Raw genomic sequence first — 23,784 nt, 5'->3', positions numbered from 1 at the left:
ATAGTAGATTCCTTCCTGCGAAGGAATGACGGCTTGGTTGAGGAATGGCTGCAATTAAAGGTGCCTGCCCCAATAGCGTCAGTGTCGTAAACTCCATCACCAGATATAGCTAGGATATTTCGACGTGTTTGTTTGAGTAAGCTAGGCAGTACTTCTGCATCAGTGACCGTTGATAAACTCAATTCCGCAGCAATAATTTCATGAGTGCTCGTATCCACAGCGATATGTAATTTGCGCCACACTCTGCGCTTGCCATCCGTGCCATACTTTTTGACTTTCCACTCGCCCTCACCATAAACCTTGAAACCTTGAAACCTGTAGCATCGATAACGAGGTGTTGAATCGCTCCTTTGGTTTTCGTTTTAAAACTAACATCAACGTCTTTGGCACGACGACTGATACAAGAGTAATGTGAGGAGCGCAGTGAAACCTAAGCAAGTCAAAACACTGAAACAATAAATCCGTTTGAAGCACGCAGTGGCATGGAAAAAATACGCTTTACTATTAAAGCGGTTGTGATGGCTAAATCTCTGAAAACACGAGGTCTCCCACGCTTGTTTTGCTTTTCTTGTTTCCACTCACTTATCGCTTCTTCGTCAATCCAAAAAGTTCGAGAACCGCGGTTGATTAAAGCTTGGTTGTATTGCTTCCAGTTGTTTGTTTCGTAACGTGGCTTTGGTATGAGGCTACAGAGTTGAATGAATGTAGTCGATCAGATCGTAAGCTTCGGATTTAGTTCCAGCGATTTACGCAACAAAGCCGAACATAATCGCAGACATACGCATCCCATCATTAAATACTATTACCTTATAATAATACCAATGCGTTATTTCATTAGTATTATTAACAGCAATCTAACTATCAGCATTTTTTTGATACAGATCGCAAATCGTATAATTTATAGTATCACAAGTTAAAAAACATATGGCGATCACAAAAACGAAACATCGGTTTGAATATATTTTAATGATGTTTTACATTTAGATAAGTTTAATAATTCATGGTTGCAAATATAATTAATTATTACATCACTATAAGAAACCGACTATATGGCTGGTTGGATACAATAATTTTATCTTCAAGACTTGATAGTATGTTTGTGCTAGTGATTATTTAATTTGAAAATCACCTTTCAATTACATGAAATGCTATATCACGATATAAGCACAGAGATTAACGAAAATTAGTACATAGCCATTTTATATACGAGCAACAGCATGAATGTAAAGTATTTACTAATTACTGCACGACTTCAGAAATGAAACTTTTAAAGTTCTAGAACTTTATTTTTAACTAACACTATAAGGGATTTTATGTTGAATATACAAAAAACGACCATTGCTTCATTAATGTTACTGGTAGCATCATCGGTTTCTGCTGCATCACTGGATTTTAGACAAGAGTACAAACATGACACAGAAGATTACTCTAGTCGTGTAAAAGTCGGAGCTGGGGTTGGAAATCACTTTTTTGGCGTAGAAGCAATGCAAAAAGGTAAACCATTTTCAGAGTGGGAATCAAAAGGGAACGAATTTGAATACGGATATAAGTATAAATTGACTAACAAATGGACACTTATTCCTAGTCTGCCAGTAACTTTTTTTGATGGTAGCGCCAGTTACAAACCACAACTTCGTGCTCAGTACAAGTTTGATTCTGGCTTAGTGACTAAAATCCGTTATCGTCACCAATTCAGGGAGTTTTCTGATGATCGAGACATGGAAACACTAAGTTATATTACTGCGAACCTTAACTATAATATAAACGGCTTTCAGCTTGGTCTAGAAGCCAACTACACTAAAGGGCATGATGACCAAGTTTTCTTCGATAAGGGAGATACTAACTGGGACGCCGGCATTTGGATAGGGTATAAAAAAGCAGACTGGAACTGGAGACCTTATGTTCAGTTTACAGATGTGTCTGTATCTTCTCAATCTAACGAACGACAGTTACGAAGCCGAATTGGTATTACATACAGTTTCTAACTTACTGAATAATAACTAGATATTGAAAGGCTACTGATTAAAATCTTGTAGCCTTTTTTAATTGTTCAGGATTTAGCAATCCTATACATGTCAATTACTACTTTTAAATTGTTTTTCCCTACTACATACTTGACAAAATATTGATTTAACCTCGTCAATGGTCATTACCGAAACTAATCATGCCGCAAATTCTTTTTTCGTTGAGCGATTATTGAATCTACCTTCATGCTAATAGGTTCTGCCATTACCTCTAGTGTTCGTCCAACTCAGGCTTGATACGTATCACCAGCCTCGGTAAAACTGCTCCTTGCTCTCGCAACTTCAATGACTGCATTTATTTGCGCCACCTAATTTATTAAGGACATCAACGAACTTACTAAGCCAGTTCTGAGTGGAAGGGTGTACTGAACTAGTCGATACACATGTAAACCGGTATCTCGGAAATGTAGGTGTATGAACACAAAAAAGCGCTCTCAACCTAAGGCATTAGTCAAGATCATCAACGACAGGGTGTGATATTCATCACTTTATTTATCGATGAGTTATTATATTACAAATTACAATATTTAGTAACGCTATTTATATTTTCGTCAATTGTGATGAGAGGCGATAAAATGTTGCAAAACGACTGCTAGTATCCGAGCTTTTAGGGGGGGATACTATGAGTAGAATGTTATTGTTAATTGATACAATGTATCATTACGACAGAGAGGTATTAAAAGGCATTAAAGCAAAGTTAGATGAATGTCGATTAAGAACCACATTGCATATTGATTCTATAAAAAATGTGGATGATATTCTAAAAACACATTGGGATTATGTGATTGCCGATTTTGACAAACCAGACAGACTAGGCGTTATTCCTAAGTTAAACACTCACACTTTGGTTTATTCTGGTTTTAACATTGAATCACCTCCCCCAAATGTTTCTACACTAGTCAACGATAATGAACACATAGCACGCTTAGCATTAGGTCAATTTCTTCACAGTAATATTAAAAATGTTGCCTACTATGTTGATCCAAGTGAAACAGATGCTAAATGGGCATGTGAGCGCGTTGAACACTTCGCCCGGTGTTCAAAAGAACTCGAGTTTGAATATTTCGACAATGTGCTTGAATTGATAAGCAAAAGATCATTTCCGATTGGAGTTTATTGTCCATCAGATCGTTCTGCACGTAAGTTATTAAACTATTGTACAGATAAAAAAATATCGATTCCAAACCAAGTATCTATTATTGGTACCGATTATGATGATGCTGAGCGTATGATCTCTCCTGTTCCCTTAACATCGGTCGACATTTCACCCTATATTTTAGGGCAACGTTGCTTGGATACTTTACTTAAAGCAAAGGCTAGCAAACAGTTAGTCCATGAAAAATATAAACCTTTAAAACTGATGAATGAAAACTCAACGAAGTCAGAGAAAAATCAAGACGATATAGTTAATCAAGCTCTTTATTTTTTACACAATAATTATCATCGTAATATCAAAGTAAAACAAGTGACCGACTATTGTAGAGTTTCCAGAAGAACTTTAGACAACCGTTTTTACTATGCAAAAGGCATGACGGTACACCAGTATCTATCTGACTTACGTATCTCCAAGTCTAAAGAGTTATTGAGAACAAGCAATAATTCCATAGAAAGTATTGCTTTACAGTGTGGCTATCCAAACCAGAGCTATTTGTATCAGGTTTACAGAAAATTATTCGGCTATACTCCATATACTTATCGGCAAGGTTTAGAGCTGGTAGAGAATAGAATTGTTTCTGACTAAATAATGTAATAGAAATGTCAATCTATATAATGATAGCTCGTTAAAAAAATGGCATCCTCGCTATGAATTAATTGAAATTATTGATTATAACTCGTGTGGTATTTCGGTGATGATACAAACTGTATTGACTCAAAGAAGCACGACTTTGCGTGGGAAAAAAGATGTCTGAAATCTATAAAAATGAACAATATTCTATTCAAGAGCGAGTATGTGACCTGCTAAGCCGCATGACCATAGAAGAGAAAGTAGGTCAGCTTATGCAATTGCCCGCCCACTTTGGGGGGTTTACTGACAAGCTAGAAGAGTGGCATGTTGGCAGCTATTTACACTGTACTGGAGATGACGCGACAACTTTACAACAACGTGCTGCCAATACTCGTCTAGGTATCCCCTTGATCTTTGGTATCGATGCCATTCATGGTCATTGCTTTGATAATCACGCAACAGTTTTCCCTACTCAACTTTCGGCGTCTTCAAGCTGGGATAAAGATTTGATGTACCGAATGGCGAGAGTAACGGCAAAAGAAACTCGAGCCACCGGTCAGCATTGGACATTCTCACCAGTACTATGTGTAGCTAGGGACGCACGTTGGGGGCGCATTAATGAGACCTATGGCGAAGACCCATGGTTGATTGGTGAAATGGCAGCAGAAACCATAAAAGGTTATCAGGGCGATGGTCCCAACAGAGAAGACTCGATTTTAGCATGTGCCAAGCACTATGTCGCATACGGTGAAACACTTGGGGGGCGCGATTCTTATGAATGTGATACATCAAGACGAAAGCTGCTTTCACTTTTCATGCCTCCATTCGAGAAAGCCGTAAAAGAAGCAAACGTTGCTTCGCTCATGACAGGGTACCATGCGATTGATGGTGTACCTTGTACTGTGGATAAGTGGCTACTTACTGATGTCGCAAAAACAGATTGGGGGCTTGATGGTTTTATCGTGACAGACTGGGAAAATGTACGTTCACTACACACCAAGCAATATGTGTGCGAAAACGAGAAGGAAGCGTGCTACCGTTCTTTATTGGCAGGCAACGACATGATTATGTCCACACCTGAGTTTTATCCACTGACAATTGAGTTGATCAATGAAGGTCGTATTGATATTTCAGTTGTTGATACCGCAGTTGAGCGAATCCTAACGAAAAAATTCGAGTTAGGATTATTTGACGATATGCGATTTTTCACTGCTGAAAAGTCCTCGGTGATGGGTATAAAGCCACACCTTGACGTTTCTCTTGAGGCCAGCCTTAAGAGTATGGTGCTATTGAAAAATAATGGTCTACTACCGGTCGATTCTGCAGACATTAAGAAAATCTTAGTTGTCGGTCCAAACGCGCATGATGTGATTGCTCAGCTTGGTGACTGGTCCTTTGGTTCTATGCAAGCAGGGGCAACCAACGATACTTATCACCGTGACCAAACAACAACCGTATTTCAAGCACTACAAAAAGCCTCTCAGGTCCATGGTTTTGAACTAGAGTTCATTAAAGGTTCTGATTGCGTGGATGAAAACTTTGATGAGATTTCGCAGATTGAACAAGCATTACCGGGCGTCGATCTAGTCGTCGCATGTGTTGGTGATACCTTATCACAAAATGGTGAATTCCATGATCGTGCTGATCTTAACTTATCAGGTAAGCAGCAAGCTATGCTTGAAGCGGTTAAAGCATCAGGCTCACCATTAGTTGTGGCTCTCATCGCTTCTAAGCCGTTGAGCATTCCTTGGATTGCAGAGAATGCAGACGCGCTGGTATGTGGCTTTAACCCCGGTCCGTATGGAGGTGAAGCCTTCAAACAAGTGTTGTTCGGAGAGCATAACCCATCAGGAAAACTTACGGTATCTTTCCCTGTTCACGTAGGGCAATTACCCGTCTATTATAATAAATATGTTGGCTGGCATGCTCAAAGCAGTGGTCAGTTGAATGGCGAAGAACGCTATATTGATATGCCAAAAGACCCTTTGTTTAGTTTTGGTGAAGGTCTATCTTACAGCCAATACGTTTATTCAACGATTAGAACGTCTCGACAGACTATAGAGCCAAATCAAGATATCAGTGTATCAATGAACGTGACCAATACCTCGCAAGTGGATGGTACTGAGATCGTTCAAGTTTACCTGCGTGATCTGTACTCTAGCTATACTACTCCGGTGAAAAAACTGTGTGGCTTTGCACGTGTTGATATCAAGGCTGGAGAGACTCGCGCTGTGGACATTACCATACCTTTTGAAGAGCTAGCTCTAATAGATTCTAGTTTGAATAAGGTGGTTGAGGCAGGTGACTTTCACATCATGGTTGGGTCATCGTCTAAAGATTGCGATCTAACCGTATTGACAATTAACTTGACCAAAGATTGCGTTGTGATGAAATCCAACTAGCTTAAAGGCTAATTAATACGTCGCCACAATGGAATTAAAACTGTATCAATTTCACGAGTCGTATACCGTGCAAAAGTTCTAGTTCTTTGAGTGGCGATTTTAATTTTCTGTCTTGAAAATACTTTTAGTTATGCCAAATGAGAAAGCGACTTTGTTGCTTAGTTCAGTTAGAAGTGTAAGGCATACCTAACTCTGTATGCTTGTTCAGCGCTTTGTACTTAGCGTTTACCTCGTCAAAACTGTAAACATCCCTTTTTTAGTGGCACTCAAAATTAGAGCTTTCCCTTTGCTGTGATTTAGCCAAATATTCCCATGGAGTTAGATCTCCCAGTGAATCATGCGGCCGTTCATGATTATATTCTTTCAACCATACTTCTGTACGGTCTCGAACTTCATTCAGCGTCTTGAACGCGTACATATTCAGAATGGCATCACGATAAGTTCTGTTAAAACGTTCAATGTATGAGTTCTGGGTAGGCTTTCCTGGCTTGATGAACTCGAGCTCTATCTGATTCAACTCTGCCCATTCAGCTAGTTGTATTGAAATAAATTCTGGCCCATTGTCCATCCGAATTTTTCGTGGGTAGCCACGCCAAGCCACAACCCGTTCAAGAACTCGAAGTACACGTGCTGTCGGTAAACTCAAATCAATTTCTATGGCGAGTGCTTCCCGATTAAAATCGTCTAAAAGATTAAATGTTCGGAAGCGACGTCCACACATTAATGAATCGCTCATGAAGTCCATGGACCAGCACATATTTGCTTGTTCAGGGACGCATAGAGGCATCGGATGACGAGTTGGTAATCGCTTCTTACCTCGTCGTCGCATATTCAAGTTCAGCAAACGATACACACGATGAACACGTTTATGATTCCACTTATAATGCCATCGTTTTAGAGTCTTGAATAACTTACCAAAACCATACGCTGGATAGCGTTCAACTGCTTTTTGAAGTGCATCAATGATCTCATCATCTCGATGGGCATCTGGCTGATATCGATAAACTGAGTCACTAATGCCAACAACTCGGCACGCTCTGCGCAGGCTAACATTGTGCTCTTGTTTCACGTAGTCAACTAGCTCACGGTGTACCGATGGCCTTACAGCTTTTTTTCGATAACATCTTTAAGAATGGAGTGATCCAAACTCAAATCAGCATACATTTGTTTTAATCGGCGGTTTTCCTCTTCAAGCTCTTTCAGTCGCTTAACATCTGAGCTTTCCATTCCGCCGTATTTGGATTTCCAGTTGTAATAGGTTGCATCTGCAATGCCGTATTCCCGACAAACATCAGACACTTTTCTACCTGCCTCAACTTCCTTCAAGATCTTAACGATCTGTGATTCTGTATAGCGTGATTTTTTCATCAGCGTTCTCCGTTTGAATCAGTTTAAACGGAAAAACTCTAAATCGGAATACACCTATTTTAGGGGATGCTTACAGTCACTTATCTATCGACAATAATCGCGCTGAGCGGGCAATTAAACCGCAGGTCATTGGCAGAAAGAATTGGCTGTTCTCTAACACACCAAACGGTGCTGATGCGAGCGCGATGCTTTACAGTATCGTCGAGACAGCGAAAGCCAACGGTCTTATCCTCTACGACTACATGGTCAAGTGCATGAAAGAGTTAGCGAAAGCTGAGCCTGATATCGACGCACTCCTACCTTGGAACTTCAAACACTAGTTATGACGCCCCGTGAGTTCATGGGGCGGATACCGTTAATTTTATCACGTTGTTTATTGGTAAACGTAAACTGTCCCCCTAGCCAGTAGCTCATTGGTAGTGAAGTAAGAAAAACTGGCTGAGTATCTTCGATACTCAGCCAGTGGATTAGGTTAAGAGTGATGCTGGTAAATTACTGTACCTAAACTTAACCGACTATCCGTCTCGGACATTTATGGTGCCACGATTGGGGGACCTTAAGCCCAAAATGACTGAGAGGATTTGCCTGTTCCTGATGCCCAGACCAGTCGCCAGGCACCGACATAACTATCCTTTAACAGCGCCCGCAGTAAGACCATCAATCAGACGACGTGATGCAAGAATAAACAAGAACAACAACGGAAGAACCGCAATCGCTGCACCAATAGAGACCGCCCCCCAAGGTACCTGTCCAGTACCTTGTAACGCACGTAAGGCTAGCGGCACGGTGAACATCTTCATGTCGTTCATTACCACCAATGGTCCCATAAAGTTATTCCAAGAACCGATGAAAGTAATGAGACCAAGAGTACCAAATGCTGGCTTAATCAAAGGGACTATGATCCGATAGTAAATCTTAAACTCACCACAGCCATCCATACGAGCCGCTTCTACCAACTCCTTCGGAATTGAGCTAGCGATAAACTGACGCATCATAAAGATACCCATTGCGCCACATGCTGCAGGGATAATCAGTGCTTTGGTATCATTCATCCAACCTATCGTAGACATGATCATCGCTGTCGGGATCATCCCTAAGAAAGGAGGAATCAGCATGGTCGCCATAATTCCGACAAACATAGCGTTTTTGTATTTGAACTCAAACATTGCGAACGCATAACCTGCCAAAGAGCAAAACAGTAGGTTCAACAAAGTAGTCACGATCGCCACGTATAAGCTAAGCCCCAAGTTGTGCCAGAAATAAGGCAAAAATTCCAATAATGTATTAAAGTTCTCAACTAGATAATCACCAAACAAAATCGGTGGTGGCACTGAAAGAATGCCTGAGTTTGAATGTGATGAGAACACAAACATAAAATAGAATGGAGCTAACATGATTATCGCACCAAGCGCAATAATCATATAAGCAATTAGCTTATCTTTTTCGATTCTTTTTCTCATTAATTATCTCCCCCAAGAAGTTTGTTATTAATCCAGGTTAAAATGGCGATCAGCATAAAGAGAATCCATGAAATTGCTGATGCTGTACCAAAGTCGCTTTCCACGAACGCTGTGATATACATATGCATTGCAGCTGTTTTACCAGCTTGGTCGATACCACCTGTTCCACCGGTTATTATGAATGGTTCTTCAAACATCTGTAAGTTGCCGATGATAGTTAAAGTGACAGCAAAGAATGCCATTGGTTTAAGCAATGGTAAGGTAATGTGCCAGAATTGCTGGTAACGATTTGCGCCATCAATAGTTGCAGCTTCATAGATGTCCTTTGGAATGGTTTGCAAAGCTGACAAATATAGAACCGTGTTCCAACCCACAAATCGCCAAAATACTACGAACGAGATCATGTCTTTGGTGTAGTCAGGCTTACTCCAGTCGATATTCTCTGTAGGGAACAACCAAGATAATACCTTCACATCACCAAGCGTGAAATTGCCAAGTGATGTCAACATTTGGTTGACCATACCAAAATCACGTGAAAACAACGTAGTGAAAATAAGTGAGATAGCTACTGTTGAGGTAATAAATGGTACAAAGTAAATACCCACAACCGTATTACGCATACGACCAAAACTGGTATGAATAAAGTATGCCAGTGGTAGTGCAACTGCATGTTGAGGAATACCCGATTTTAGCGCTAGAACAAAGGTGTTATATACAGACTTCTGAAACCATTCGTCCTCGAGAGCAAAAACATAATTCTCAAACCCAACCCACTCCATCGCAGCGAGCCCAGCTGCAGGTTCCCAATAATGGAACGAAAGATAGAGCGAAAACAATAATGGAAATAAACCAAAAATGCCGAAAATAACAAAAAATGGACTGACAAAAAGGTAAGGGGCTATCTTGCTTCCCTTGCGTAGCCAGAAATTACCTTTCTGAGTAGCCATATGGCCATTAGCGAGCGTAGTACTCATAAATCACTTCCCCAAATTAAACTAGCGAGCCAACATTATGTATAACTCGCCATAATATTAGCGACGACGAGCTCGACGCTTGATCTGTTTCTCTGCCGCAGCAAGTACTTCGTCGATGTCTGCCCCCTTCTCAAGCACTTTTTCCAGCGCGTCGTCAACAACTTGGCGTGCAACTTCATCATAGCGGTCAACTGTCACTGCCGGAATACGACCTGCAGCTTCCAACCACGTTAGACGAGCAGGAGCATCGTTTAGATAAGCAATCTTGTTATTGAAGAATGGATTACTGTGCGTTGACAATAACGTTGGAAATGCGTTGATTTCTGTAAAAGCTAGCATTTGAATTTCTGGCTCGGTAGACATGAATTTAATGAATTTCCATGCTTCTTCTTTGTGCTTAGCTTTTTTAGGTACGGCATAGAAGGAACCTCCCCAGCTTGCATACGCGTTGTTTGGAAGTTGAGAAGTCCGCCATACACCTTTAGCATCTGGTGCAATCCAACTTTCTAAGTGACCACCAAGCCATGCTCCCATTAGCTGTACGGTGATTGAACCTCTGCGCAGCCCTTCCGTCCATTCATTTGACCATGCGCCTACTTCCGCATCGATGCCTGCCTCACGAGCTTTTTTCGCAAGGCGGAACGCTTCTTTAAAGCGCGGCGTGTTAACGAGTACGTTATGGTCTTTATCGAAGTAAATACCATCACCATCTTTTAGGTCTGAGCGGATATAAATGTCTTTGATATCTACCGCATTGGCTAGCATGTAGTTACCAGTCTTCTCTTTGATCTTTACACCAGCTTGAATGAACGAGTCCCAGTTCTCAAGCATCTCTGTTTCCGTTACACCAGCCTGAGCCAAAATATCGTGACGATAGAAAGTTGCTCCTGGACCAATATCAGCAGGAATCGCTGCTAGCACACCTTTCGAACTTGTTGCTTGCGACACTGAGAATTTAGTCAGCTTTTCAGTAAACTCTCGAGCATTATAAGGTTGTTGATTTAGGTCTTCCAAACCGCCTGATTCAACAAAACGACCTACATATGAATACTCAATACCCATAACATCAGGTAGGTTTGCCCCTGTCGCAAGCGCTGTGGTCATTGCATTATGGTGATCACCATAAGCAAGCGAAACCAACTTAACTTTAATATTTGGGTATTTTTTTTCAAACAGCGGGATCGCTTTCTCTGCCGACTGATTAAAATTAGGGAACGAAGCAACTGTAATTTCAACTTGCTCAGCGTAAACATTACCTGCCATCAATACTGCAATAGCGTATGGTAGCAATTTCATTTTCGGGTTTTTCATCTTAAATCCCTTCGTTATAGAGTTGTTATTTCATTAATATCAAAGTAATGTAGCTTCCTGAGATCAAAGTGGAGTGTGATTTCACCTTCCACGTCTTCCTCAATAAACTTCACTTCAGCATTGACCTTTTTGTTTTCTACGTAACACTCTAGGTGCGTCACTGACCCTAGATGTTCAAAGCCATGTACTTTCGCTTGCATTGAACCACGATATTCTGCAGGTATTTCCTCGGATTCAAGAGTGAACCATTGAGGTCTAATACCAATGGTTTTTGTTAAGGTAGGTATATATTGATTAGGTATGTATTGGCACATATCCATTGAATCAACATCAAAAACATTAATTTCTGGACTACCAATAAACTTAGCTACAAATTGAGTTCTAGGAGATTCATAAATCTCTTTTGGTGTTCCTACTTGTTCTATTTTACCATTATTCAAAATCACAATTCGGTCTGCTAATGTCATCGCCTCTACTTGATCATGTGTCACATAAATAACCGTAGTTTTAACTCTCTCATGTAGAGCACGAATTTCCTTTCTCATTTGGCCTCGCAATTTTGCGTCCAAATTTGATAGTGGTTCGTCAAACAGAAATACTTTTGGAGTTCTAACCATTGCGCGCCCCATTGCAACACGCTGTCTTTGACCACCGGAAAGATCTTTAGGTTTACGTTGTAAAAGCGTTGTCAATTCAAGCACATCAGCTACTTGAGCAACCATTTCTTTTCTCTTCTCCTTCGCGACCTTCATATTTTCTAATCCAAATCCGATATTTTCTTCAACGGTCATATGAGGGTAGAGAGCATAGCTTTGGAAAACCATAGCTATATTTCTTTCAATTGGATGCAGTCCGTTCACTAGGAGATTATCGATATAAACCTCACCTCCACTAATGTCTTCTAAACCTGCCAACATCCTTAAAGTTGTAGATTTCCCGCAACCAGATGGGCCTAATAAAACGATGAACTCACCATGTTTAACTTCGAGGTCTATCCCCTTGACCACATGTGTTTCATCATAACTTTTAGTTAAATTCTTAAACGTTACTGATGCCATCTAAACTACCTAATTCAAATAACTCAAAAATTGAAAAGCTCAATTAGAGAGTGTCCCTACTTATCACCTGTAAACATATAATTAGTTTTTAATGCTTACAAACAACGAGGAATAAATATTTAAAACAAAAGACTTTCATTGAAAACATATTTTTTAGCAAATGTTCTTTTCAGTCTCAACGTGTAATCAGCTTAAAACAAACCCCGTGAATCTTCTCTACTATATTTTGCAAATGAGATGCGTTTTTTTTCATCCCTCATACCATCTGTGACCGACCGCAAAATCTAGAAAGCTTGAGCACATGGATGCTATTCTGACCCATATTACAACGATGTATACGCCGTCATCTAATACGACAATAAATCAAAGAATCACTGATCCATGAGAATTAAATATGTGCATCTTATTGCTATCCAAATAAAACTGCACTACCTCACCCACTTTGACATCAGCATCGCCTTCAACTTCGATAACGATTTCATATGCACCTACTTTTCCATTAACCTGAGTCGTGGAACCAAGTAATTCTGTACTATCTATGTAGACATCTAATGCAATAGAATCAACCGACGCATGAAGATGGACATCACAAGGACGAATGCCTAACACACCGGAGCGTGTGGTCATCTCTATTTCTAGCGCGCGCGGCAGGTTAATACTGTGTTCATTAAGTCTAGCAAACCATTCGTCATTTTCAGTTTCAATGACTACAGGCAACATGTTCATTGTCGGACTACCAATGAAGCTAGCAACGAAATGGTTAATTGGGTGGTGATAGATCTCTTTTGGGGTGCCTACTTGCTCTATCACTCCATCGCGCAAAATAACAACCTTGTCTGCAAGCGTCATTGCCTCTACCTGATCATGCGTCACATACACCGTGGTTTTTCGATGTTTCTTATGCAACTCTTTTATTTCTGCACGCATCACATTACGTAATTTAGCGTCTAAGTTTGATAATGGCTCATCAAATAGGAATACTTCTGGTGTTCGAACCAGAGCACGCCCCATAGCAACACGCTGACGCTGACCGCCTGATAATGCCTTGGGTTTGCGGTTCAGTAATGGTGTCAATTGAAGCATGTCTGCAACATGCCTAACCTGCCGGTTGATTTCACTTTTGCTTTCACCTGCCATTTTTAGCGAAAAGCCAATGTTATCAAACACTGTCATGTGCGGGTAAAGTGCGTAGCTTTGGAACACCATTGCGATATTGCGGTCCTTAGGACTAAGATTATTTACCACTTTACCGTCAATTAACACCTCACCATTGGAAATGTATTCCAGACCTGACAGCATTCGTAATGTCGTCGATTTACCACACCCTGAAGGACCCAGAAATACCACAAATTCGCCATCTTCGATGTCGAGGTTGAAGTCTTTCACTACACACTCGTTACCCGAGTAAATTTTATCTACATTCTTGAACTGAATAGTCGCCATACTGGTAATCCTAAAATTCTGACTTAAATAGATTCGTGACCGTTATGCTCATATTAGATTTAGCCACCATCAAAACAATTCGTTTCTTGGTAATCGAATTATCATATTGAACAAAGAAAGGCGGATTGGGCGCTGGTACACATTCTCGTACCGTAATTTTTCTATTAGCATGGATGTTTATAACTAGATACTAAGCTCTACTAATGAGATGAATATTTGTTTTTGTGCCAACATCAAGGTTTGTAACAGGCTTTGTTGCGTAATTAAATTTAGAGATAGAGCCCCCCGTTTCACGTATTTCTTAGTCAATCCGACAAGTTTCAGGCATACCTAAACCAGTAAGCTTGTTCAACGCTTTTATCATCGCGTAAGTTTCACCCACCTGGGCATTGTAATTTATTAAGCTCAGTTGCCCTCCTAGCAACTGTTTAACTCGATACATCGCTGTTTCTGAGAGTGAACGTTTGTGGTATCCATACCGCTCTTTCCAATACTTATTTGAGCCGCATAACTTCTAGCAACCCACGGCGAGATTTTGAGGGTGACCACGCTCCCAGAAGGCTGCCCCTTCTCGTGGGGGAACAAGCGCAATGGCTCCCTTAATCTTTATCGCAGCGTGACACGCTCTCGTGTCGTAAGCGCCATCACCAAACACCTCAAGGATACTTCGGCGTGTTTGTTTCAGTAAGTTCGGGAGGACCTCTCCATCTGTAACTGTTGATAAACTTAGTTCGGCTGCAATGATCTCATGAGTGCTTGTATCGACTGCAATATGCAGCTTTCGCCAGACTCTACGCTTGCCATCCGTCCCGCGTTTTTTGACTTTCCATTCACCTTCGCCATAAACCTTAAGGCCAGTTGCATCAATGGCTAGGTTCTGTATCGCTCCTCTCGTTTTAGTCTTAAATGAGACCTCAACTTGCTTGGCTCTACGACTGATGCAGGTGTAATGCGGGCAACTTAAGGTACATGGGCTAACCTAAATATCGAGTCGATAAATCCTTGCAGCCCTCTCAGGGTCATAGAAAAAACTCGTTTCACCATGAGCGCTGTCATGATAGCTAAATCACTAAACCGACGTGGCCTCCCGCGCTTATTCTGTTTGCTTTGCGCCCACCCGCTTATTGCCTCTTCATCAATCTAAAAGGTCAGAGAGCCACGGTTAATGAGTGATTGGTTGTATTGCTTCCAGTTGGTTGTTTTGTAACGAGGTTTAGGCATAGGGCTACTAGAGAGAGTGGACGTAGCTGATCAGATCATAGGTTCTTGATTTAGTTCCATTGAATTATGCAACAAAGCCTTTGTAACACTACGATTTAGCTCTTTGTTAACGTGGCCTTCGTAACAGCTGAGAGTAAGAATAATATTATGGACTACAATACCTTGCGATTAGAGTCTAAAAACTTGGTATCGTTTCTGTAGTACATTGGCGCAATGTAGTATAAGAGCAGCTTGATTTTTGAGTGGGAAGGAGAACGCCAATCACAACAATTGACCATCTCCCTCTCTACCCCTATTAAGGAGCGCACTTATTATCAAGATTTAATTGAATATTTATTTGTAGAATTTAAACTTCCCAGTCACGTGCAACATAGAAAGCATATACAGTGTCCCATTGTAATAACGATATTTACCGGTTGGCTGCGGAGTATTCCAAAAATCATAAAAAAATTCCTGAGCTTGCTCTACATTGGTCGATGCCAGCAGTGCAACAGCATTAGCTGCCTTTTGACCTTCGCCAGCACAATAGCGACTTTCTGCAACACCATAACCATACTTTTGCTTGTAGCACCCTTCACCATTGACTGCTTTGTTGTAACTTAGTGCACCAAGAATGCCGTTAATAGCATTTTTATGCCAAGCCTCAGCACCCATTATATGGGCATCCATTGCAACGTTCATCGCGACACGCCAAGCGTCCAATTCATACCAATCTCCCGGGTTGTTTTGACCCACAAATATATTGCCATAGACTGGGGTCCCCCAAGGGCGTGCTAAGTAAGTAGGCAAGTTCCAGTGTGGGTCGCCACCGACAATAGCAAAATGGTCTTTAAGGAACTTTCTGCTTCTATCAGCGACAGAAGACCAATAATCTTTATCGGTCTTCTTAGTCACGCGATCCGCAAAATAGTCATAGAATGCTGGAAGATGATAGGAAGGGTCTGTCACGTTATCAACATAAGGTGAAAAAACAATCACTTTGTTTTTCATCAACTTATTCTTAATCGTATTCAACATAGTTAAGGCTTCTTGGTAGTAGTTAATTCGACCATTACTGCCCCAACGAGCATCAGCATTAAGCAATGCAAACGCGAAGTACTCTTCTCCATCCGGAGCTGGACCCTCATCCGCTTTATAGACTTTGCCTTTACTATTAAATTTTAATTGCCATGCATAAACCCCCTGCTTGTAAGGGTCTTGATGATTGGTAGAGTTCTTTTGATACTTTTTGGCAAAGCGCCACAAGTTGTCAAAGTCTGTCTGTTTGTTCATCATCACGGCGATAGTCATGCCCCAAGATTGCCCCTCAGTTCGAATATCATTGGTATCAGTAGTCTTAATATAATGACCTTGATAGTTGCCATCCTCAGAGTAACTGTAGTAAAGCTGTTGAGTGCTATTATTGGAAAACATCTTGTTATAACCATCATGCACTCGTTTCCAAGCATCTTGAATGCTCATCTCACGAGCCAAGTTACGGTATATTCCGGTTTCATAAGCCCCCTTACTTGGTGGCGTATTGTCAAATCTAGCTAGGCACGCGCTACTAAATACCGCAATCAGCGCCCCTGTGAGCCATACATTTACTTTAGTTTGATATTTATTCATTTTTTTCTCTTAATATTAACTGTAGGGTTAGGAAGGGCGTTTTCAATCGTCCTCCTGTAATAGAAAAGTCATATTTATAGGATTTAAATCCACAGAAAAAAGGCATGATATCCATGGGCTAGTATGTTTCATTCCTTAATATCGGTGTAATTTCCAAAGTTCAATGTTATTAAAATCTTATGAACTGACTAAATAATAAACACTTTCATCAAACAATCCTTGTGATATTTAGTATATTGATTTATGTATTTTTCACGATGATGATTTTCTTTGAACTAGCACAAAAAGCCGTCAATCCGATTTGATGTTTAGTTTTTATTATCTTTTTTAGTACAAAAACAAACCACTAGACCCTATAATTCTATTAATTGATTTTCATTAATTGATATTGAAGCGTATAATCTAATTCAAAATCACATTTTATATTGAAATAATCTCTGTTGTTTCATAAGAAAAGTTGATATACATTACCCAATCTTCCATTGGATTGTAAAAAATACTATACCGGCTAATAATTAATGAGATTGAAAAAACGAACTGTCTCTATTCAAAGCGTAGCAAAAATGGCTCGAGTATCACCTGCTACCGTATCGCGCTTTTTAAATCGAACCAGCTTCGTGTCCGATGAAAAGTGCCAAAAAATAGAAGATGCTATTAAGCAACTAAATTATAAAACCACCATTAAAAGCCCTAACTTTGATCAGGGGCGCTCAATGACTATAGGGGTGCTGGTGCAGCATCCCGACAGTCCTTATACCTGCCAGATCATCAACGATATGGAAAGAGCATTGATGCATCATGGCTATCAATTAGCCATCACCTCTGGTTATTGGGATCAGCAGTTAGAGACTCATGCACTTAACTATTTACGACAACTTAACGTCGATGGCATTATCATTATCACAGGTAATTTAACTGAAGAACAAATTGTTGATTTTGCCAAAAGCACGCCAGTGGTCGCTGTTGGTTACAGTATCGAAGCACATCAGATCCGTTGTATAAACATAGATAACGAGTTGGCAGGTTACATGGCAACACTTCACTTGTTGCAAGCTGGTCACATCAGCATCGCTCATATCAAAGGATTAGATAGTCAGCCCGATTCGCACAGCCGATTTGAAGGATACAAAAGAGCATTACGTGAAGCAGGGATACAGCCTAACAATAGGTTAATTAAGGAAGGCAATTTCAGTTCGGCGCGAGCATACCAGCTAACCACAGAATTACTAGATGATAATAAAACCAAAGTCACCGCTATTTTTGCAGCCAATGATTTAACCGCTTATGGTGTGATTAAAGCAATTCATGATTATGGATTGAAAGTGCCAGATGATATCTCAGTGGTAGGTTTTGATGATCTACCGACTTCGCACTATTTTACCCCTGGACTAACGACGCTACGTCAACCAATCGAGGAGCTGGGGAAAATTACAGCTTGTTCAATTTTAAACCTGTTGAGTGGTCAGAGATATGATGAACGGCTCCCCCCGTTTGAACTTATCGTTCGAGAGTCCACTAAGTCCCTTAAAACCAACAAGTGAAAATGATCAGTTTTCACAAATCCACGCTCATCAATAGAAACCTGCCTCTGAATTCAGAGGCAGGTTTAGGTTGTTTCAGTCACCGCTAAACTAGGGCTTCAGGAAGGTAGGAGAAGATCATTCCCGGACGAAAATATCGACCCGCTGTGTATTTTAGACCAGTATTCTTTAACCAAACATACAGAGCTTGTGTTTGCGGTAAGTCAATCTTGTCAGCCAATAAATCTTTAAACGCAGCCACGTCACTCACCATGTTTGGATTAACACGACCGTCAGATAACAAGCATGAAGACTGCTGAAGTGCCTGATACCACATGTGGGCTTGTTCATTTGATAACGCAAACTGCGTAGCCAGTGTCTCGATACTAACTTGTGCCGAACAGTTAAAGCCTTCTGGCGCTGCGAATGGTATCTTAGATTCACGGTAGAGTGCATTGTAAACCGTATTCATTAATTCCACTCCTTGTTTACCCTTACCTGCTAAACGCAGTGCCGTCGCCATACTAAACTGAACACCTACCCAAACATCTTGCGCTTGGAATTCAGGGTGAGGCATACCATCACTGAGAGTCATGTTAGCTACACCAAGTTTAGGGCTGTTCTCTTTGAAGTTAGTTTTGTAGATAAAATCTAGGGTGCGCTCTACTTTACTGTCTGAAAATAATCCCTGCATACCCAATAGCTTGAGATAAGTATTAGCTAGCATGGCATCGCCAAAACTGTTGTCAGAGTCAAGTTCAAGAATCCGCTTATACTCGTCCGTAAAAGCATATGGTGCTAACGCCAACAACTGCTGCTTAGCTAAAAAACGACGTTGACTTGATGGAGTCGCTGATCTGGAACATTCACTATCTAGGTAGCTGTTCAATTCTTCTTTGTCATGAACCTTGTCACCTGTTAGTTTCAGCCCTAAGCTCTCAAGTGCCTCATAACCTTCACCTGTCAAATGTTTGGTTTGAATTGGCGTTATGAAAAAGTGGAAATAGCCTCTATCATCGTCCCAGAGACCGCGTTCAAGCGTCTGTAGTGACTGTTCTCCCGTAGCCATGTACTCTTGCGCTAGTTCAACTTCATTCATCACAGATGCCAATTTAGCCGCAGCATACAAACCCGCAACCCACAAGCTTCCACAATAAATCGATATACCATGTGATGATAAATTGTCAAAGGTATCGTCGGTGCCATGTGTTAGTGGCATAGCATCGCCTTCTTCAATCAGTGTTTTGAGGTAAGCTATACTCTCTTTAATCGCCGGCCAACACTCTTTAACGATGTCAAAGTTACCGACAAGTTGGTAGTGGCGATAAACCATCAAAGCAAACTTCGGCGCTAGGTCTTTCCACTGTTTGACGTTATGCCAAGTATAAGCATCTGGAGCAATGTCAAATGGACTACCTAGATCATGAATAACAGCACCACGAATGCCTCGTACCCCCTCATACTTGCTGTCGACCAACTCAGCGTACGGTTTATCTTCATATTCCCAAAAACGACGTTTGGTATTATCTTGCGATAAAATTGCGTTCGAGAATTCACGCATCACACAACCATCTAATTCAGGCAACAAATAGAGCAGTGAGAACGAACCATAGAAATACACATCTAGTGAATTGAAAAATGGATAGTCAACACACTCTTTCACTAAAAACTTATCACTCGCATCCCAAACCGTTGCTTCTGCCAAAAATGATAAGCTGTTCATCGCCATAGTGGCAAACTGCAATGCGGAGTACTCATCATCGATAGTGTCGCGCGCATGCTCAAAATAATCATTCTGATTTTGAACAATCTGCGCCTCAATAACATCAAGTTGCGATAACGTATCTTCTAGAATCGCCACGGCCTTATTGCCTTTCGGATAAAAATTGGCGTACGCCTTTTCACTAAGCCAATCTTGTAAATGAATCTTGCTATGATCCATAACTTGGATAAAGCGCAGCGACACCGATGAATGAGGCTCGATTTCCACTTGGATCGACACAACAGAAGCCAGCGCCTCACGGCCAGTGTAGATCCCTTTATCAAACGTTTTATTGAGACGACCTGAACGCAGTGCATCTACGATAGCTTGCTCTTCATTCAAGCAATAAACACTAGGTTTACTTGAGATCACCGCTTTCCCGGACTGGATAAGCGATTTATCAATTTCTGCCCCAAATAGCACTTCACCATCAATATCCGAGCCGTAGTCTGACTCACTACGTTGGACGACACCAACATAGTTACGATTATTCTGCTCAAAAGCATAACTAGAGTGAGCTTGCTTGACCGGATTTTGCGTCAGTAGGCATGCTGAATCCTGTACACCCGGACGTTGCTTACGATAGGTCGAACCAATAAGATTTTTTAAGGACTGAACCAGAGTTACAATTTTAGTTTCTGAGCTGCTGTTGGTCAGCTCAAATTCATTCCAGTGAAGAGGTAGTGAACAGAGTTTTTTGTCGCCTTTTACGATCGGAGACACCACCTTACGGGTAATTGCTACATCTTCAAATGTGGAATAGTTAAACTCTGCCATTGGGTAAAGCGCACGAAACTCCACTTCATTCGCTGCAATCGGTGTTACTACATCACTCGAACACGTCACCGTAAGTGACCTAAGTTGCGCCGACTTGTTAACAACTAAACCGTTGAAAAAATCAACCATAACCAATACTTGTGCTGCAACTGAGTAACGATCTTTGGCTAGGGCAAGTAACGTCTTACTGGTAAACTCAATGTTCCATTTAGTAAAATTTTGCTCATTTTGAGCATAAAATTGACCTGAACAGATTGCCTGTTTGATAGCAGCTAATGTCTGATCAGAACTAGAAACTTCAAGCGTTTTATTACTAAATAGGGCAGGATAAAAGCGCAACCAATAAGTAACTTTATCTAAATCAGTAATCTCAAGATGCTCTATAGACAACTCATTGGCAACTGAGACATAAAAATCATTAAAATTGTATTCTTCAGCGTTGTTGTCAACATAGATCCCCGGAATAAAAGCAAAGCTAGGCGTATTACCTAGAGGGGTTAAAGTAAACGTGTTCCCGATGCCACCTACGGCAATACCGGTGTTGCTTGGGGTCGTGGAAATGGGTGTGTACCAGGGTTGAATAAACTCAACAGCGTTGCCTTGCGCGCAAATTTGTTGAGAACTACCACTGAAGCTTGTATAGGGGATTCGGTTTTTCATCTGTGTATCCTTGTCAAAGGGGCTCACGGCCCCTATCTCTCATTTAGCCTAGCGTTACTTCAATTAGGTGCTCACCCGTACTGAAAACAGGGGCTTTATTTCCCGAGATTGGGTCACCATTTACTTTCATTTCAATCACCCCCCTAGACACTTGGTTAGGGTTTAATACGGTAATGTGATAGGTCGCACCACGGAATTTACGTTTCACTTTAAACTCAGGCCATTGTGCCGGAATACATGGGTCTACCACTAAGCCATCAATCTCTGGACGGATACCTAGAATCCACTGGGTACCAGCGACATAAGTCCAAGAAGAAGTACCAGATAACCAAGCATTGCGACCCATACCAAACTGTTTGTGCTCATCACCAAGAATATTTTGAGGATAGCAATACGGTTCAGACTCGAATGTCATTAAGTCGTCATTCTTTGACGCTGGGTTAATCTGCTGATAATACTCAAATGCCCTATCACCGTTGCCCATTTTTGCCTCAGCAATAATGACCCAAGGATTTGAATGCAAGAAGATTCCACCGTTCTCTTTTGCGCCTGGAGGATAAGTCGAAACACCACCCAACCTTGGTTCAAAACCGTTATATCCCGGTGTAGAAAGTTTAATTCCGTTGACTGTATTTAATCTACTGTTAACCGAGTTAAGTGCCTTAGTTGCACGCTCTGGAGTTGCAAACCCAGAGATAACAGACCAACTTTGCCCGTTAGTGTAAATCTGACCTTGTTTATTGACATGCGAGCCTACTGGCGTGCCAGTCTCATCAAAGTAACGGACGTACCATTCACCGTCCCAACCATTTAAGTTAACTACTTCCTTCATATGCTCGTACTGAGCGACAAACTCTTGCTTCAATTGAGGCTCTTCTAACAAATCACACAGATCCGACATATCCAATAGAGCCTTACCATACATATTGGCAACCATTAAAGATTCCGCACCTGTCGGTAGGTTAACCGTATCGTTCCAGTCTGCAAAACCGAGTAATGGCAATTCATGTTTCCCTGTGTTCAAACGAGTAAACTCTATTGCGCGACATAGGTGATCCCAAACTGAGCCAAAACTGATAGGCTCACCTCGCTTGTTCTTTTCATAAAAAGGAATGACTTTATCTAAGAATTCACGATTACCGGTCTCTTTGACGTATTGGGTTACTGCATAGATAATCCATAGGTGGTCATCACCATAGTAGTTTGGACGATCTTCCTCTTCTCGAGAATCACCTTCGTTTGCTTCCATCGTCGATGGGAAAAACTGGTGCATCGCAGAACCATCATTTTTCTGAACCGATAGAAGACGTTCGATAAACTCTCGAGACTCTTCAGGCATATGAGCAATAACACCTAAAGTATCTTGTGAAGAGTCACGAAACCCAATACCACGCGCTCCGTAGCCAAGCTGATACAAAGACAGATAACGAGACCAGTTCTTAGTGGTATGACATTGACGTGGATTGTGTATATTGAGCATAGAGTTCATTGATGCATCAGGTGTCTCCACTTGCAGCGTGTCTAAATACTGATCCCAACCACTGATCAGCTCGACGAATGCCGCATCAACCGCGGTGTGATCACGAAATTTAGCCATCAATGGACGAGCAGCTTGCACACTTTCAGCTTGAGTCAATTGCACTACTGTTCTCTCTGTTTGCCCCGTCGATAGCCAGCCAAGTCTCAAGTTCAATGCGCCGATATTATCACCGCGAATACATTCGCTGTTGGTTAGCTCTTCCGCTTCTAAAGCAGAAGGAGCAGCCCAACTACCATAGCCAAATTGTCCTAAGAACTGCTGACGATCACCATCAAAAGACGTCGCAACGCGATCTGCCGTCATCAAGTTAACTGCGAAGTCACGTTTCATAAATGCGTACTGCTCTAGCACGGTATGACCTGTTTGTTCTTGGTGAGCATTCAGCGTCATCGTTTGTGGAACCCAGTCGGCATTAAGTAACTGTTTTAAAGCGTCAAAGTGAGTAAATTCATACACGGGTACTACATCAACATGCAGATCGTCGTCACATATATTTGTGATCTTAATATCCTGAAGTAATACGGCATCATGCTTTGGTACGAAGAAGGTCACCTCACAGCGCACTCCAAATGCTTCTGAAACGATCTTGGTGTAAGAAAGACCTGTATGGTTCTCAAACTTATCTAATGGTTTTAAAGTTGGAGTGAAAAATGGCGAAAAGACTTCAACATCACCATTTTTGTTACGAACCTTAAGATAAACAGTCGAACCTTTAAAATCTGAATTGGGCATTTGTGCAATGTATTTGGTAATACGGTTAAGTGCGGGGTCCCCCTTGCACAGCAGTACACCTCCATTACTATCTACTAAGCCACCAAATTCTAATGTACCGACATAGTTACACCATTTAATCGGCGTCACTGGCGTGGTCGCCACATATTCTTTCTTGTTATCGTCAAAATATCCAAATTTCATATCAATTCCTCATCT

Annotated in this window: 13 protein-coding genes and 3 pseudogenes; 5 read left to right on the top strand and 11 right to left on the bottom strand. The window is 41.2% G+C overall.

Annotated elements, in window-relative coordinates; translation table 11 throughout:
* Positions 1-80: 80 nt before the first annotated feature.
* Positions 81-682 (bottom strand): annotated as a pseudogene (locus tag L9Q39_RS14160) (IS5 family transposase); the annotation flags it as partial.
* 631 nt (positions 683-1,313) lie between these two features.
* On the opposite strand from L9Q39_RS14160, the gene L9Q39_RS14155 reads away from it, so the two are divergent.
* From L9Q39_RS14155 to L9Q39_RS14145, 3 genes are all read left to right on the top strand, one after another.
* Positions 1,314-1,985: an oligogalacturonate-specific porin KdgM family protein gene (locus tag L9Q39_RS14155; protein WP_237485756.1), complete on the top strand. Its 672-nt coding sequence runs from the start codon at positions 1,314-1,316 to the stop codon at positions 1,983-1,985.
* A gap of 661 nt (positions 1,986-2,646) precedes the next feature.
* Positions 2,647-3,765: an AraC family transcriptional regulator gene (locus tag L9Q39_RS14150; protein WP_237485755.1), complete on the top strand. Its 1,119-nt coding sequence runs from the start codon at positions 2,647-2,649 to the stop codon at positions 3,763-3,765.
* 161 nt (positions 3,766-3,926) lie between these two features.
* Entirely contained in the window at positions 3,927-6,152 is a 2,226-nt protein-coding gene (locus tag L9Q39_RS14145) for a glycoside hydrolase family 3 N-terminal domain-containing protein (protein WP_237485754.1), read from the top strand.
* A 256-nt stretch (positions 6,153-6,408) separates the two neighbouring features.
* Here L9Q39_RS14145 and L9Q39_RS14140 read toward each other — a convergent pair.
* A protein-coding gene (locus tag L9Q39_RS14140) for an IS3 family transposase (protein ID WP_435532841.1) occupies positions 6,409-7,520 on the bottom strand; the annotation gives its coding sequence in 2 pieces (ribosomal slippage) (positions 6,409-7,268 and positions 7,268-7,520; 1,113 coding nt in all).
* A gap of 77 nt (positions 7,521-7,597) precedes the next feature.
* On the opposite strand from L9Q39_RS14140, the pseudogene L9Q39_RS14135 reads away from it, so the two are divergent.
* Positions 7,598-7,840 (top strand): annotated as a pseudogene (locus L9Q39_RS14135) (IS66 family transposase); the annotation flags it as partial.
* Positions 7,841-8,146: 306 nt separating this feature from the next.
* Here L9Q39_RS14135 and L9Q39_RS14130 read toward each other — a convergent pair.
* From L9Q39_RS14130 to L9Q39_RS14100, 7 genes and pseudogenes are all read right to left on the bottom strand, one after another.
* Positions 8,147-8,980 carry a carbohydrate ABC transporter permease gene (locus L9Q39_RS14130; RefSeq protein WP_237485752.1) on the bottom strand — a complete coding sequence of 278 codons (834 nt, stop codon included), beginning with the start codon at positions 8,978-8,980 and terminating at the stop codon, positions 8,147-8,149.
* A complete protein-coding gene (locus L9Q39_RS14125; protein WP_237485751.1) occupies positions 8,980-9,954 on the bottom strand; it encodes a carbohydrate ABC transporter permease in 975 nt (324 codons plus the stop codon). Before L9Q39_RS14125 ends, L9Q39_RS14130 begins: the two co-directional genes overlap by 1 nt.
* A gap of 57 nt (positions 9,955-10,011) precedes the next feature.
* A complete protein-coding gene (locus tag L9Q39_RS14120; protein ID WP_237485750.1) occupies positions 10,012-11,265 on the bottom strand; it encodes an ABC transporter substrate-binding protein in 1,254 nt (417 codons plus the stop codon).
* A gap of 14 nt (positions 11,266-11,279) precedes the next feature.
* Complete coding sequence (locus tag L9Q39_RS14115) at positions 11,280-12,323, bottom strand: ABC transporter ATP-binding protein (RefSeq protein WP_237485749.1); 1,044 nt, start codon at positions 12,321-12,323, stop codon at positions 11,280-11,282.
* 363 nt (positions 12,324-12,686) lie between these two features.
* On the bottom strand, positions 12,687-13,766 hold the full coding sequence (locus L9Q39_RS14110; protein ID WP_237485748.1) for an ABC transporter ATP-binding protein: 1,080 nt from the start codon (positions 13,764-13,766) through the stop codon (positions 12,687-12,689).
* A 301-nt stretch (positions 13,767-14,067) separates the two neighbouring features.
* Positions 14,068-14,987 (bottom strand): annotated as a pseudogene (locus L9Q39_RS14105) (IS5 family transposase).
* Positions 14,988-15,320: 333 nt separating this feature from the next.
* Positions 15,321-16,595, bottom strand: coding sequence for a family 8 glycosyl hydrolase (locus L9Q39_RS14100; protein WP_237485747.1), 1,275 nt, complete (start codon positions 16,593-16,595; stop codon positions 15,321-15,323).
* A 518-nt stretch (positions 16,596-17,113) separates the two neighbouring features.
* Here L9Q39_RS14100 and L9Q39_RS14095 point away from each other — a divergent pair.
* The gene (locus L9Q39_RS14095; RefSeq protein WP_237485746.1) at positions 17,114-18,136 is read left to right on the top strand and encodes a LacI family DNA-binding transcriptional regulator; all 1,023 of its coding nucleotides are present in this window, start codon (positions 17,114-17,116) and stop codon (positions 18,134-18,136) included.
* Between the two features lie 85 nt (positions 18,137-18,221).
* Here L9Q39_RS14095 and L9Q39_RS14090 read toward each other — a convergent pair whose 3' ends face one another.
* Positions 18,222-21,314: a GH116 family glycosyl hydrolase gene (locus L9Q39_RS14090; protein ID WP_237485745.1), complete on the bottom strand. Its 3,093-nt coding sequence runs from the start codon at positions 21,312-21,314 to the stop codon at positions 18,222-18,224.
* A 43-nt stretch (positions 21,315-21,357) separates the two neighbouring features.
* On the bottom strand, positions 21,358-23,769 hold the full coding sequence (locus L9Q39_RS14085; protein WP_237485744.1) for a glycoside hydrolase family 94 protein: 2,412 nt from the start codon (positions 23,767-23,769) through the stop codon (positions 21,358-21,360).
* Positions 23,770-23,784 lie beyond the last annotated feature (15 nt).

The sequence above is a fragment of the Vibrio hippocampi genome (genome assembly GCF_921292975.1).
In the GTDB taxonomy this organism is placed as follows: Bacteria; Pseudomonadota; Gammaproteobacteria; order Enterobacterales; family Vibrionaceae; genus Vibrio; species Vibrio hippocampi.
The sequence above is the reverse complement of the archived record's forward strand: the minus strand, read 5'-3'. Positions and strand labels throughout refer to the sequence as shown.

Excerpts from the sequence above, each read along its gene's own strand:
- L9Q39_RS14155 (WP_237485756.1), top strand. The coding sequence starts at position 1,314 with ATGTTGAATATACAAAAAACGACCATTGCTTCATTAATGTTACTGGTA.
- L9Q39_RS14150 (WP_237485755.1), top strand. The coding sequence starts at position 2,647 with ATGAGTAGAATGTTATTGTTAATTGATACAATGTATCATTACGACAGA.
- L9Q39_RS14145 (WP_237485754.1), top strand. The coding sequence starts at position 3,927 with ATGTCTGAAATCTATAAAAATGAACAATATTCTATTCAAGAGCGAGTA.
- L9Q39_RS14130 (WP_237485752.1), bottom strand. The coding sequence starts at position 8,980 with ATGAGAAAAAGAATCGAAAAAGATAAGCTAATTGCTTATATGATTATT.
- L9Q39_RS14125 (WP_237485751.1), bottom strand. The coding sequence starts at position 9,954 with ATGAGTACTACGCTCGCTAATGGCCATATGGCTACTCAGAAAGGTAAT.
- L9Q39_RS14120 (WP_237485750.1), bottom strand. The coding sequence starts at position 11,265 with ATGAAAAACCCGAAAATGAAATTGCTACCATACGCTATTGCAGTATTG.
- L9Q39_RS14115 (WP_237485749.1), bottom strand. The coding sequence starts at position 12,323 with ATGGCATCAGTAACGTTTAAGAATTTAACTAAAAGTTATGATGAAACA.
- L9Q39_RS14110 (WP_237485748.1), bottom strand. The coding sequence starts at position 13,766 with ATGGCGACTATTCAGTTCAAGAATGTAGATAAAATTTACTCGGGTAAC.
- L9Q39_RS14100 (WP_237485747.1), bottom strand. The coding sequence starts at position 16,595 with ATGAATAAATATCAAACTAAAGTAAATGTATGGCTCACAGGGGCGCTG.
- L9Q39_RS14095 (WP_237485746.1), top strand. The coding sequence starts at position 17,114 with ATGAGATTGAAAAAACGAACTGTCTCTATTCAAAGCGTAGCAAAAATG.
- L9Q39_RS14090 (WP_237485745.1), bottom strand. The coding sequence starts at position 21,314 with ATGAAAAACCGAATCCCCTATACAAGCTTCAGTGGTAGTTCTCAACAA.
- L9Q39_RS14085 (WP_237485744.1), bottom strand. The coding sequence starts at position 23,769 with ATGAAATTTGGATATTTTGACGATAACAAGAAAGAATATGTGGCGACC.